The following is a 13,288-nucleotide window of genomic DNA, read 5'->3' on the forward strand; positions in this document are numbered from 1 at the left end:
AAATCGCCTATCGGCGATGGCTGATGCTGCATAACAATTTTCTCCGAAAATTGTTACATGTGCCGGTTATCTCTTGAACCGGTCTTTGCAAATATTGTATTATTGGGACATATCATTCTTTGCTTATTTCCCGGAAAAGAACTCGCGCGCCTTTCGTTCTTTTCTTTGCACTATGATAAATGGCACAAGTAAAATACATAACCAGCGCAATGTAAATTGAATGTAAAGTCGGCGTTAATCAATGCATGCTGAATGTACAGTAAATAATCTGCCATAACTTATAAATTACAACCAGAAAGTGGGATAAATATACATGACAAATACCAGTTTAGAAGTAATAGGATATGTGAGATGTGACTATAAAGAAAAGTTCGGCATTCCAAGGCAGAGCGGTCTGACAGACTGCGCCACCGCTTTTATAGAGATGCTTCCACCGTACAATCAGGCAGAGGCTTTCAGAGGGCTTGACGGATTCTCCCACATATGGCTGCTGTGGGACTTCTCCAGGGCTCACAAGAATGGTTTTACCGCAACAGTAAAACCCCCAAAGCTGGGCGGTAACCAGCGGATGGGGGTTTTTGCCACCAGATCGCCTTTCAGGCCGAACAACATCGGACTGTCGTCGGTGAAGCTTTTGGACGTTATATATAATGAAGAAACCGGCTGTGTACACGGGCTTGTGGTGTCAGGAGCCGATATACTGGATGGTACACCTGTGTACGACATCAAGCCTTATCTGCCATACACAGACAGCCACCCAGAGGCGACCGGGGGATGGACAGACTCTCTTGATATTCCGGAGCTGTCTGTGTGTTTCTCTGACGATATCGCCGTCAAACTTGAAACAATATTTTCAAGTGCACAGATCAAGGCCCTGAAAGAGATACTTGCACAGGATCCAAGGCCTGGCTATCAGGATGAACCTGGCAGACGCTATGGAATGCTGTACGGCGGATACGATATAAGGTTTACCATATCTGGTGACACTCTTACCATATGCGAATTGGCTGAGCCCGGATCACAATAATACAAAAAGGCATTTTACCGGCATAAAGCTGAAAAATTATGATATTTTCTCATCATCCTGGCAGTGACACTCCTCTCCTCAAAGCTGATATTTTCCAGTAGTTTCACCGGCATGACCCCCATCAAGGAATTGGTCACAAAGCATTCCTGATATGATGACAGTTCATCAGGGAATATCACCGTCTGCGTGACCGCCTCTGATTCACAGATATACCCCCTTACTGTTCCAGGCAGAAGACCTGAGTCTATCGCGGGTGTGTATATCCTGCCATCTCTCACAAAAAATATATTGCTCACCGTACCCTCGCATATCTGTCCCTTTGTATTCAGGAAGATCCGTTCATCCATTCCAGCTTTGCCAGACCGCCTTTTTTCAAGAATGCAGTCTCCGTAATTCATGGTTTTATGATATACGAACGGCGACGTCTCATTTCTTCTAACATTACTTATGTCCATTGCAAACCCCCGTTCGTATATATCCGGGGTGTAAGGATTATCTCTCATTGAAAAAGCCACATTTTCCTGAGTCAGCATAATCTTTAACGCACATCGCCTCATATGACCTGATCGATCTCTGTAATCATGCTCACTCATCCACTTTCTCAGATATTTCAGCACAGTTATCCTGTCTATGCCCCGTTCTGCTGGCATGCCAAGATCCAGGAATCTTGCAGCATCTTCCAGGCGTCTCAGATGCCTGTCAAGAAATATCGGCCTGCCGTCAACCACACTTATAGTTTCAAATGCTCCAAGACCAAATTGAAAGCAATCATCCATTTTTACATTCATTTTACATTTCTCCCATTTTCATCATTTTCAAATGCTACTGCAATGCACTGAGTATTGCTTTTGCCTTATCCCGCGTCTCTTCATACTCTGCACCAGGATCTGAATCGGCAGTAATACCGCCTCCAACGCCAAGATAATACCTGCCATTTCTGTACAATACAGTTCTTATCACTATATTAAAATCACATTTTCCATCCAATGTAATATAACCAATGGAGCCGGTGTAAATATTTCTCTTTCCGCATTCAAGTTCATCTGTGATCTCCATAGCCCTGCGTTTCGGCGCCCCTGTAACAGAACCACCCGGGAACGCCGCAGTAAGAAGAGACATCACATCTTCTCCATCCTGCAGCACGCCTTCTACATTTGCCACCTGATGAAAAACAGTCGCATATTCTTCTATCGAAAACAGTTCAGTCACTTTTACGCTTCCCGGTCTGCACACACGGTTCAGGTCATTTCTCTCAAGATCTACAATCATCAGAAGTTCGCTCTTTTCCTTCTGTGATTTCTCAAGCTCCCTCCTGAGCGCCTCATCCTCCCTGACAGTCTCTCCTCGTCTCCTCGTCCCCTTTATCGGCCGGGTATACACATGGCGATCCTTTATCTGCATGAACCGTTCAGGAGATGCGCTCACTATCTGATAATCTCCCAGATCAAGATATCCACCAAATGGCGACGGATTGCTGACTCTCAGGTCATGGAACACGTCCAGAGGCTTTTTATCACTGTCGATAACCATATGCCTTGTCATATTTGCAACATATACATCACCCTCGGTTATATGATCCTTCAGCCTTCTTATAGAGTCCTCATATTCTTCCCTGCTGCACTCTTCGTACACATTCAAGTTATACTTCTTCCTCTTTTGTACATCTTCACTCGTCCTGCCAATTATATTCCCATTTTCCCGATCATCCCTGTTGCAATACTTCTCTATATCATTCTCCATTACATCAATATTTGACTGTGCATCACCTGTTATCCCATTTGCCACAAGATATGTCTCTTTTTTTAGGCAATCTTCAACAACAAAACAGTCATAGAATGTCATGACTGCATCTGGAACAGACACAAGCTCTTCATTGATGGAGTCAATCCCCATCCTGTCCATTCCATAATCGTAGGATACATACCCTATCGCGCCTGATACGATCGGCAAATTCTCCGGGCTCGTATCCATATGCTGTACAAGATACTGTCTCATATATTCTTCAAATGTTATATTCTTTTCAGAATCTCCATTAACCTCAAATGTATCCCCATTCTTAACAAGCCTGAGATATGGGCATCTCCCAATGATCGAATAGTGTCCCAGATTATTCACAAGGGATGAGTCAAGAAATGCTATTCCTGTCTCATCCTCATATATTTCAAAAACATCAGCTGCACACACATATCTGTCAAGTTTTTTTACCACTCGCCTCATACTGCTCATATATGACTCCTTATCTGCAATTAAACTTCTCCGCCGCTATACAAAAATTATACAATATATCATGACCATACTCCGTAAGTACCGCTTCCGGGTGAAACTGCACCCCGTACAACGGCAGCCTTCTGTGTGATATTCCCATAACTGCACCATCCTCGGATATAGCATCCACCCGGTAATCATCCGGCAGACTACTTCCATTTATTACCAATGAGTGGTACCTTGTGACATGAAAGCTTTCCGGCAGCCGCGCGAACAGACCTGTTCCACAGGTATGTATCTCTGTCACCTTTCCATGCATTGGCATCTTTCCTTTTTCAACAATGGCGCCCGCACAATACCCAAGTATCTGATGTCCAAGGCAGACTCCAAGTATCGGAATCTTCCCCTTATACATGTTCACAACATCCACACACATTTTTGCCTCCCATGGCCGCCCGGGTCCCGGTGAAAGTATTATGCCCTCCGGCTCCAGATCTTCCACATCATGCAGAGATATCCGATCGCACCTTTTTACGGTCACACATCTTCCCATTTCCTCAAAATACGCCTTCAGGTTATATACAAACGAATCAAAATTGTCTATCATCAGATACATGCACTTCTCCTTATCCGCAATCACTATAAAACACAAAAAGGATAACAGCCGGCATGCCAAAGCATGCACAGTCGTTATCCTTTTCGGTCCGTAATCTGCACGTTATTTTTATCTTTGATTTTTACAGATTCTAACATATCTGACCGCAGAAAGCAAATGCCTTTGCTGTTTTTGCGCAGTCCATCCATGTCATTCATAAAAAGCTGATGTTCCAAGGACTGTCATCTCCAGAGTAAAGTGGTATGGAAAAAGGACGATGATAGTTCCATATCAACGCCCTTTGTTTCTTTAAATATATTGTTGTTCCAACTAGTTGTGCTCTGGCACTACAGCATAGAACACCAGATCCTCATCGCCGTTGTTCTTCAGACTATGGCTGTGTCCCGGTGGGCAATAATGGCAGTCGCCCGGATTGAGTATCTCCATGGTGTCGTCATACTCCATGGTTCCAACTCCTGAGATGATAAATATGATCTCGCTGTTGGTGTCATGTGTGTGCAGGCCAATGGAGCTTCCTGCTGGAAGTGTTGCCCTCATGATCTTGTTGTAATTGCCTACGTGCATGCATGGCTTGAATACGCCTTCACCGCCCTTAAAGTTCTGAATATTCTGCTCCTCAAGTGAATCGAATGATATCTTCATCTGTTGTCCTCCTTACGAAAAATACGAAAAAATCCTGCAAACGCATATAATACGCTCCGCGCGGCGTCTGCGTGCTATGTCGTCAAGCGCACCACACTCTCAAGAAGTCTGTCACAGGCTTCCTCTATTATATCTTCTTCTATACCCGAATAATTGATAACCAGCGTGTGGCTGTCCTCCTGCTCTTTTCCGTGGCAGTACTGGCTGAGGCTGGATATGTTGATTCCTGCCGCGGCAGCCCTGTCCACCATCTCTCTGTCCGTGTATGACGTGTCGATCTCCATAAGGAAATGAAGACCTGCATTCTCTTCCTTTATCGTTACCTGTGGATACAGCCTGTGACTCCTGATACAACCAAGTATCCTGTCCCTGCTGTTCCTGTAAAACTTTCTCATCCTGTTGATGTGCTTTTCCAGATACCCCTCCTGGATAAACCTTGTGAGTGTATACTGATCAAAATTCGACACCGTACACGCATAAAAGCTTAGTACATGATTATACCTTACCATGAGCGGTATTGGCAATACCATGTAGCTTATTCGTATGGTTGATGACAAACTTTTTGAAAATGTATTCATGTATATGACCTTATCTGAGGCATCTATACTCTGAAGTGCTGGGATCGGATTGCCCACCAGACGGAATTCACTGTCATATTCATCCTCTATGATATATCTGCCCTTCTGCTTTGCCGCCCAGCCCAGCAGTTCATATCTCCTGCTCGCCGGAGTGACAGTTCCCGTAGGGAAATGGTGTGACGGTGATATATGCACCACATCAGCCCCGGACCGCTCTAGCGAATCTATGTTGACACCGCTCTCATCCATGTCTATATAACAGCATTTCACTTGATATGCATCGTATATGTGCTGTATCTTCTGATATCCCGGATTCTCCACACCGTATACGCTGTCCCTGCCGAGAAGCTGTATGATAAGACCATACAGATATTCCGTTCCCGCGCCGACTATGATCTGGTTTGGGCTTACAGACATCCCCCTGAACTGATAGAGATAATCCGCAATGGCCTTTCTGAGTTCAAATATCCCACCAGACGGCGATCTCTTCATAAGCTTTTCCCGGTCATCCATCATCGTCTCCCTCATGAGCTTCGTCCATGTCGAAAATGGGAAGTTCTCACTGAGGGTGGAATTGTTCACAAAGTCGGCAAAGAACCTGTTCTGGTCAGGGGATTCTGCGTGTTCCCTGATCACATGAGAATGCTCTGTCACATGGTCTTCCGATCCACTGGTATAGCAGGCATTGCGCACTCCCACAACATCCGCATCCTCGGCCTTCACATCACACACATAGAACCCGCTCTTCGGCTTGGAATAAATATACCCCTCCGCCAGGAGCTGGCTATAGGCATTCTCCACTGTTACCACGCTCACATTCAGATGAGCTGCAAGTGTCCTCTTTGACGGCAGCTTCTCATGGGCTTTAAGATTTCCCATCAATATGTCATTTTTTATCTCTTTGTACAAATGCTCATAGAGGAAATCCATCCCTCTGTCGTCAAATGAATATGTAAGCATCCACTACTCTCCCAATACTATATCAACGATCTTCTGTGTGTCATGTATGACAAATGGTGCGCCAAGGCTCATGATGAACTCCTCGTCTCTGAATCCCCAGCCGACCATGATGACATCTGTTCCCGAATTTCTTGCTGTGGCAAGATCCACGTCAGAGTCACCTATATATACGACATCCTTCTTCTCAAGACCAAGCGTTCTGAGGCACTCCTCCACCATGTCAGGTGCCGGTTTCTTGGCTATGCCAGACTTCTCACCAAGTGCGAAATCAAACATTCCCGGGAAATAGTCAACACACAGATCCTGGACTGCGAAATCTGCCTTGTTGGACACGACCGCAGTCTTCACACCTGCTGCCCTGAGCTTTGCGATGGCATCATGTATTCCGTCATATGGTCTGGTCTTGATGGCACTGTGCTCCTTATAATAAGAAGCAAATGTATCAAACACCTTATCTATCGTTGCCACATCAGTTCCCGCCGGCACAGCTCTCTCAATGAGCTTTCGTATGCCATTCCCAACAAATCTTCTAACCTCATCTATAGTTCTCTCCGGAAATCCGTGATGAGCAAGCGCATAGTTGGTACTGTCCGTCAGGTCCTCCAAAGTATTAAGTATTGTTCCGTCCATATCAAATATCGCTGCCTTATATCTCATGTCGTACATCTCCTTGTCATATTTGTATTTATGCTTATTCCCATTATAATCTGTGAGTTAAGGTTGTCAATCAACAATGACGCCACAAAAAAATCCGGCACAGGAGGGAGGTTCCTGCGCCGGACTTTTATATACAAATGAAAGTAATCATCTATCGTATATTTATTCAATTGTTATATACTTTGACTTTGGCTCTTCAGGCTTCTTCTCAATCTTTGGAACTGTGAGCTTAAGCACCCCGTCCTCAAACTTGGCCTTGATGTCTTCCTGAGTCAAATCCTTGCCAACATAGAAGGTTCTGCTGCCCGAGCCACTGTAACGCTCCTTGCGGATGTACTTTGTCTTCTTATCCTCCTCTGTAGTCTCACTCTTTGTAGAAGCGTTCACGATCAGATATCCATCCTTGAGCTCAATCTTCACATTCTCTTTCTTAACTCCTGGGAGATTCATCTCAACTGTGTATGCATCCTCACTCTCGGCTACATCAGCCTGCATAAATCCATTCATCTGAGTCTGCTTTGGTGCTGCATAAGTCCTCTCAGGATATCCAAAGAAATCATCTAAAAAGCTATCTCCAATAATACTAGGCATTAACATAAGTCATCTCTCCTTCCAATATCTATCCCCTCTGCCTTTATCGCATCAGGTATATACATGTTAATAATTTCGTTTCCTTTTCAAAGGATCGCTTCAAGGCTTATCGTTAATTTCTATTTAGAAGCTCTTTCCTTTGACTAATTATGTTATATCACTTCTGTTAGCACTCGTCAATACCGAGTGCTAATGAATTTTGTGAAAAAATTGTGAAGTCCACTAAATCAGGACTTCACACCCTCACACATAAAACACCTTTTCATCCTCAAGCCTGAGACACGCAAGTCTGGCGTTCTCCTTTCCTATGTTTCTCATCCAACATCCACAGTCAATGTCATAGAACAAAAAGTCCCGTTCCTCATCATACCTTCGAAATACCTGTCCATCGTTATACGCAAATTCTTCCTCTTTGGTCGTAGGAGTATGCCCCGCCACTACCATGCCGTACATGATGCCACCATCTGTAAATCCATCACCCCTGGCATTCATATAGAACTCTTCCCTTGAGCTGTACCTGGCCTTAAGTTCCGGCGTGTCAAGCCTCCTGATGTATCCGGCATGAACTACTATGCATTTCCTGCCAGACACTTCTGTTTCATACAGATACGGCATGCTCTTTATCCGATCCGCCCATATGCAAAGCTGTTCGAAAGTATATCCGGATTCTATCAGCTCATATGCCGTCTCACAGCGGTCAAACTTTACGCTGTCATCTTTTTTCGCAAGCTTTTTCATCGACCGGTACAAAGTTTTCGTGTCCTGCAGGCTATCCCTGTCGAGATCCATTTTGTAGCTGATGATCCTCATCGCCTCTATATTCTGTGCAAAGTCCTCATCGTGATTGCCGCGCAGCAGAATGACATTTGGCGGGACATTCATTATCCATTCCAGCACCTCGGCGTTCTTTGGCCCCTTATCTACATAATCCCCGGCACATATCAGAGTGTCACTGTCCTCTAAATTTATCTTCTCAAGCATCCGGATCAGCTCGTCATAACATCCGTGGATGTCCGATATTACATAACTGCCCATATCTATCCTCCAATATCATACTTCATATCGAACATATACTAGACTTATTTCTGTAAATGTCAACACCATCTGAAAGTAAAGTCTGAGTAAATGTCTGGTCAGGACATATAATGCTTGTGCTTTCCAATATCGCCAAATAGTCCAGCGCTCATTCATCAAGCATTAGCTTTCCTTTCTTCGCCTTCAACTTTAATCGTTCCATTTGTTCTTTCTCGATCTGTTGAATACTTTTTTCTGGCGTTGGAAGATCTTCAGGCATCGTGCCACCAATCTTTTCTATTGCAGTGCGCACTTCTTTTCCAACATTATAATGAACTGATGTTGCCTTATCATCGCCTTGTATTTTGTCTTTCCTCAACTTTTCTTCTGTCTGAGATATACGAAACAAGTTGGCGATCAACTCCGTACTTCCCATATAGTCAAGTATTTTTTGCCCAACTTCTAACTGTTTTCTTGAATGGATATCGTCTACATCAAGTCCTCCATACAGACCCATATAACCTGCATTTTGGGAAAAAGCAAATTCTTCATTTGTTATTACTCCAGCATTATGAGGTTGGTTTCGACGTAATTCCTGCTTCAACGATTTTGCTGACCTCAGCAAAATCGTCAGAAACCCTATGTCCACTATTCTCACATGCAATCATCGCTCTTTTTATTACCTTTTCAAAATTTCTCCACTGTACATAATCAAGTGCCGGGTCAAGTTCTCTCGCACTCCAATATTCACTTCCATCTTCACAAACATGTTTGATATCTTCACAATTACCATAATAATTTTATCATAGTTACACCTTAAGCACTACTTGATTCCCGTATTTTTTATTATTTACGCCAAATTTAGCAGTCTCAATTACTTTCCTACGTTTTTCCTGTACCATATAATTCTGACAAATACATACAAAGGAGATCAACTATGGACAACATGCAAACATTGATAAAAAACTATTTGGAATACTGTGGTAAACAGAAATGCCTTGATGAAAAAACTCTGAAAGCGTATAAGATCGATCTAAAGCAATTCTCAGACTATCTTTGCTCATCTGACATCACCGACGTTTCCACCAGTATATTGGAGAATTACATCGGTGAACTTCATAATAAATACAAGCCCAAGACCGTAAAACGTAAAATTGCATCTGCAAAAGCATTTTTTCACTATCTTGAATACAAGGAAATCCTGGATAGAAATCCGTTCAATAAACTGCAGCTCAAATTTCGAGAGCCCGTAATATTACCCAAGACCATTCCACTTCACACCGTTGAAACAATTTTGTCCACCATTTATGAACAGCTTAATTGTGCCAAAACTATCTATCAAAGAAGGAATTCTCTGAGAGACGCAGCCGTTATTGAACTTTTATTTGCAACCGGCATGCGAATTTCTGAACTCTGTGCGCTGAAAGTCAACGATATCAACCTGTACGATGGAAGCATCCTTATATATGGCAAGGGTGATAAAGAGCGCCGACTTCAGATAGGAAATCCGTCTGTCATAAGTATACTGAACAAATATGAAGTTGATTTTCATTCCGAGATAATGAATTGCAATCACTTCTTTGCAAATCAATCCGGTCGGTCACTGACCGATCAGACTGTCCGCAGAATGATAAATAAATATACCGCTCTTGCCGCAATCGATCTACACATAACTCCACATATGTTCAGACATACTTTTGCAACCAGTCTGCTGGAAGCTGATGTGGACATCCGCTATATTCAGGAAATGCTGGGGCACAGCTCCATCAACATCACTGAGATTTATACTCACGTTGCGTTGGCTAAACAGCGAAGTATTTTGGCAACTAAACATCCGAGAAATAATTTTAATATTTAGTTATGTGAGCAAAGCATATTATCTTTCGAGGGATATGCTTTGTTTTCATTTTGCGCCTTTAATCAACCTCGGCAGCGGTGGTATTTATACGGATAATCAAGTATTATCAGTCATTTAGGGGAAAATGGGAGGAATGCAAATGAGCGAGATACTTGAAGAATATAAAGAACTATGTAGAGAATTGAATGAATTTGAAAAGAATAAAATTCCACTTTGTGCAGCTGAAACATACATTTCTGATTTTTCTAAACAGGCACTAATTTCTAATTATGAAGGGAAATATTCATTTGTAGATTCAAATGGCACTAATTCTTTTATCGGAGGAACATATGTATTTAGATTAAATGAATTATTAAAGAAAGAATGTCAGCTATTATTTAATGCTAAGTATACTAATGCAGATACAGTGACAGGAATTAATTGTTTTACCATATGTGCAATGTCGCTATTAAAGAATACTGACTCCGTTCTTATAACCACTCCAGATCAAGGTGGTCATGCCTCTATACCTATTATTCTAGAAAAACTTGGCGTTAATTATGAAGCAATTCCTTATGATTATGATAATTATCAAATTAATTACAAAGAATTAAATAATTTATGTAAATCTGGATTATACAAATTCTTAATATTCTGTCAGTCAGATATTATTAATCCACCTGATATGTCTAAAATATCATTACCTGATTCAATGGGAATTATTTATGATGGAACACAAACTCTTGGTCTTATTGCCGCTGGGGTGTTGGAAAATCCCTTAGAATATATCAATAATATAGTATTAATTGGTGGCACACACAAAACATTACCTGCACCTGCATGTGGACTTATTATGACCAATTGTAGTAATTACCAACAACAACTGCAAAAAAATATTACTCCCAATTATTTAAGAAATACTCAACCAAATCATATAGCGGCTTTATTACTTGCACTTATTGAACAAGAAAAGTTTGGAAAATCCTATCAAAATTTAACTGTAAAAATAGCAAATCAACTTGCTGAAGAACTTTCTAATTTAGGTTTTAATATTGCAAAATTGAAAAGTAACAAATATACATATACGCATCAATTATTTATTTTGATGAATAGTTTAGATACTAATGAATTTTATCAAACAGCTGAAAACTATAATATTACATTAAATAAAAAACATAAACGTTTATTTGCTAATGATGGCATAAGAATAGGTACTCAGGAAATTGCTCGCTATAATTGGAAATTTGGTGATGTTAAAATGCTGGCACAACTATTATATGCTATAAAAAACCATAATGAGAAAGATATTCTATATTACAGAAATAAATTAATTTTATTGAAAACCCCAGCTTTCACATTTGAGGATATATCTATAAAATAGGCATAATTCTTGTATCTATTTGTTCTTGTATTTCTGCGGCATTTGGATCCCCTAATTCAATATTTCTTATCCTATGCCGCACTATACAAGAATATGCATTATCTTGGCATAGATTATTAATTTCATTATCAGGCATTAATTCATAATCCAAATTAAGTCCCTTTACTTTGATTAAATAATACATAATCAAATTAGTTTGAAGACGAATATTATTATCGATAGTTACATCCATGCAATGTTTGTATTCAATCACAGATTTGTCATATTGTTTATACAATCTATATATTTCAGCTTTAATAAAATACGCATTTGCCCTTAGTCGATTATTTTCTCCCTCATATACTTTAATAACTTCATCAATGCATTGAATTAACATCTCTTCTTTTGACGGCTTTTTATCATAGAAAATAAATATCGGTTTATAGCGTTTTAATTTATAATTGTCAAAATCAGTACAATTCAAAGAACTATTTGATGCATTGAAAAATTTCTTTTTAAATTCTTTAAGTGAATCATCGGAAGAATATGGAACGCTTAAATCATTTATAAAATATTTAGCTGCCAAGATACCAAGTGAATCAACTAAAGCTGCAAAAGAATTGTCTTTAATACTGTCTAATATTTCAAGTGCTTCATTACAATGCCATAGGTGCTTATTATAATGTGCCTTATGTAATTCAATTTCATATTTTTGATTATATTTTTTATATGATGGTATTTCAATAATAGATAATGTTGCTAGTGCTGTTTCATATTGGTTTAACATATGCTCGCAGTTTGAAAGTATAAGGTTATATTTATAGGTTAAATGCATATTATTACTAAAATTATTCTTATATTCCACCTCGAACTTTCTCAAATTATCTCTAGCTATTTGATACTTTCCTACAATAATATCTATTTCTATCTTATGAAGACATTTTTCATATTCAGTTGGTGTTTTATTTGATATATCTTTAATCCATGATACACCTTTTTGTTCACTAAGCAATGCTGTGATTCGTCCAATATTTCCATCTGTTAATTGGAAAAGTGTATTGATTTCTAATTGTGTAAGTGTACTAATATTAGGATATATTTTGCTTATTTTATTTTGCAATTCATTAATATTATTTTGTGGAAATTCAGACATAGTATGTGTTGTCAGTGCTAAATTAATTTTATTTTTTAAAATATAAATCATTTGAAAATGGAACTGTTTTTGTTTGTCTAAAATAGCACTAATTTTTTCAACATTATCAAAGATTAATACATTCTTACTTGTAATAATATTATCTATAAAATATTTGTCAAATTCTTTAGCTGTTAAACTATCCATATCCAAATAATCTGCCTTTATATATTGACATTTGTACTGTATATTTTTAAATTCTGAATCCTTAGGATTATTAATAAAATCACACAGTCTTTTAGCCATCCAACTTTTTCCGCATTGTTCTTCGTTTCCTGCTATTTCAACACAATGTTCATTAATGTTTAAAATGCGGATGATATCCTCTAAATCGTTTTTTCTATCAGTAAATATTGATTCAGTCAATCTATTTTTTCTAGCATTCTTTGATTTGTGTTGTTCAATAATAAGTGGAATTACCGAATATATAGATGGAATTACAACTATAACTGCTGAAAGCACTCCAACCCATATATTATTATATGCTCTAAATCCCACTATGGTAGCGATTATAGCAAGAACCCCCAATGATATATATAAACATTTTGTTTTATTCATGGTATTCTTCCTCCCATTTTCCCCTAAATGACTGATAATACTTGATTATCC

The 13,288-nt window shown here is 39.8% G+C and carries 13 protein-coding genes; 3 read left to right on the plus strand and 10 right to left on the minus strand.

Annotated features, from left to right (window positions below; translation table 11 throughout):
• Positions 1-313: 313 nt before the first annotated feature.
• Positions 314-1,027, plus strand: coding sequence for a tRNA (N6-threonylcarbamoyladenosine(37)-N6)-methyltransferase TrmO (gene tsaA / locus DWX57_RS13305; RefSeq protein WP_120124666.1), 714 nt, complete (start codon positions 314-316; stop codon positions 1,025-1,027).
• A 14-nt stretch (positions 1,028-1,041) separates the two neighbouring features.
• On the opposite strand, the gene DWX57_RS13310 is transcribed toward tsaA, so the two are convergent.
• The 9 genes from DWX57_RS13310 to DWX57_RS13350 all read right to left on the minus strand — a co-directional run bounded on the left by DWX57_RS13310 (position 1,042) and on the right by DWX57_RS13350 (position 8,894).
• Positions 1,042-1,815, minus strand: coding sequence for an aminotransferase class IV (locus DWX57_RS13310; protein ID WP_120124668.1), 774 nt, complete (start codon positions 1,813-1,815; stop codon positions 1,042-1,044).
• 34 nt (positions 1,816-1,849) lie between these two features.
• Positions 1,850-3,253 (minus strand): aminodeoxychorismate synthase component I, encoded by a 1,404-nt coding sequence (pabB, locus tag DWX57_RS13315; protein ID WP_120124671.1) that lies wholly within the window; start codon positions 3,251-3,253, stop codon positions 1,850-1,852.
• A 10-nt stretch (positions 3,254-3,263) separates the two neighbouring features.
• Positions 3,264-3,848, minus strand: coding sequence for an anthranilate synthase component II (locus DWX57_RS13320; protein ID WP_022216626.1), 585 nt, complete (start codon positions 3,846-3,848; stop codon positions 3,264-3,266).
• Positions 3,849-4,157: 309 nt separating this feature from the next.
• On the minus strand, positions 4,158-4,490 hold the full coding sequence (locus DWX57_RS13325) for a cupin domain-containing protein (RefSeq protein WP_120124674.1): 333 nt from the start codon (positions 4,488-4,490) through the stop codon (positions 4,158-4,160).
• Positions 4,491-4,564: 74 nt separating this feature from the next.
• On the minus strand, positions 4,565-6,028 hold the full coding sequence (pdxR, locus tag DWX57_RS13330) for a MocR-like pyridoxine biosynthesis transcription factor PdxR (protein ID WP_120124676.1): 1,464 nt from the start codon (positions 6,026-6,028) through the stop codon (positions 4,565-4,567).
• 3 nt (positions 6,029-6,031) lie between these two features.
• Positions 6,032-6,685 (minus strand): HAD family hydrolase, encoded by a 654-nt coding sequence (locus DWX57_RS13335; protein WP_055146549.1) that lies wholly within the window; start codon positions 6,683-6,685, stop codon positions 6,032-6,034.
• Positions 6,686-6,847: 162 nt separating this feature from the next.
• The gene (locus DWX57_RS13340; protein WP_118017275.1) at positions 6,848-7,282 is read right to left on the minus strand and encodes an Hsp20/alpha crystallin family protein; all 435 of its coding nucleotides are present in this window, start codon (positions 7,280-7,282) and stop codon (positions 6,848-6,850) included.
• 237 nt (positions 7,283-7,519) lie between these two features.
• Complete coding sequence (locus tag DWX57_RS13345; RefSeq protein WP_120124679.1) at positions 7,520-8,311, minus strand: metallophosphoesterase; 792 nt, start codon at positions 8,309-8,311, stop codon at positions 7,520-7,522.
• Between the two features lie 148 nt (positions 8,312-8,459).
• On the minus strand, positions 8,460-8,894 hold the full coding sequence (locus tag DWX57_RS13350) for a DNA-damage-inducible protein D (protein WP_243106241.1): 435 nt from the start codon (positions 8,892-8,894) through the stop codon (positions 8,460-8,462).
• 333 nt (positions 8,895-9,227) lie between these two features.
• On the opposite strand from DWX57_RS13350, the gene DWX57_RS13355 reads away from it, so the two are divergent.
• Positions 9,228-10,148, plus strand: a complete 921-nt coding sequence (locus DWX57_RS13355) for a tyrosine-type recombinase/integrase (protein WP_120124681.1) — start codon at positions 9,228-9,230, stop codon at positions 10,146-10,148.
• Between the two features lie 139 nt (positions 10,149-10,287).
• Entirely contained in the window at positions 10,288-11,508 is a 1,221-nt protein-coding gene (locus DWX57_RS13360) for an amino acid hydroxymethyltransferase (RefSeq protein WP_120124684.1), read from the plus strand.
• On the opposite strand, the gene DWX57_RS13365 is transcribed toward DWX57_RS13360, so the two are convergent.
• Positions 11,498-13,237, minus strand: a complete 1,740-nt coding sequence (locus DWX57_RS13365; protein WP_120124686.1) for a hypothetical protein — start codon at positions 13,235-13,237, stop codon at positions 11,498-11,500. The genes DWX57_RS13360 and DWX57_RS13365 overlap by 11 nt on opposite strands.
• Positions 13,238-13,288 lie beyond the last annotated feature (51 nt).

The organism is Coprococcus sp. AF19-8AC, from assembly GCF_003603115.1.
In the GTDB taxonomy this organism is placed as follows: domain Bacteria; phylum Bacillota; class Clostridia; order Lachnospirales; family Lachnospiraceae; genus Coprococcus; species Coprococcus aceti.

Coding starts and splice junctions, on each gene's coding strand:
- DWX57_RS13325 (WP_120124674.1), bottom strand. CDS start 4,490: ATGAAGATATCATTCGATTCACTTGAGGAGCAGAATATTCAGAACTTT.
- DWX57_RS13310 (WP_120124668.1), bottom strand. CDS start 1,815: ATGAATGTAAAAATGGATGATTGCTTTCAATTTGGTCTTGGAGCATTT.
- DWX57_RS13320 (WP_022216626.1), bottom strand. CDS start 3,848: ATGTATCTGATGATAGACAATTTTGATTCGTTTGTATATAACCTGAAG.
- DWX57_RS13345 (WP_120124679.1), bottom strand. CDS start 8,311: ATGGGCAGTTATGTAATATCGGACATCCACGGATGTTATGACGAGCTG.
- DWX57_RS13355 (WP_120124681.1), top strand. CDS start 9,228: ATGGACAACATGCAAACATTGATAAAAAACTATTTGGAATACTGTGGT.
- DWX57_RS13365 (WP_120124686.1), bottom strand. CDS start 13,237: ATGAATAAAACAAAATGTTTATATATATCATTGGGGGTTCTTGCTATA.
- pabB (WP_120124671.1), bottom strand. CDS start 3,253: ATGAGCAGTATGAGGCGAGTGGTAAAAAAACTTGACAGATATGTGTGT.
- DWX57_RS13335 (WP_055146549.1), bottom strand. CDS start 6,685: ATGAGATATAAGGCAGCGATATTTGATATGGACGGAACAATACTTAAT.
- DWX57_RS13340 (WP_118017275.1), bottom strand. CDS start 7,282: ATGTTAATGCCTAGTATTATTGGAGATAGCTTTTTAGATGATTTCTTT.
- pdxR (WP_120124676.1), bottom strand. CDS start 6,028: ATGCTTACATATTCATTTGACGACAGAGGGATGGATTTCCTCTATGAG.
- DWX57_RS13360 (WP_120124684.1), top strand. CDS start 10,288: ATGAGCGAGATACTTGAAGAATATAAAGAACTATGTAGAGAATTGAAT.
- tsaA (WP_120124666.1), top strand. CDS start 314: ATGACAAATACCAGTTTAGAAGTAATAGGATATGTGAGATGTGACTAT.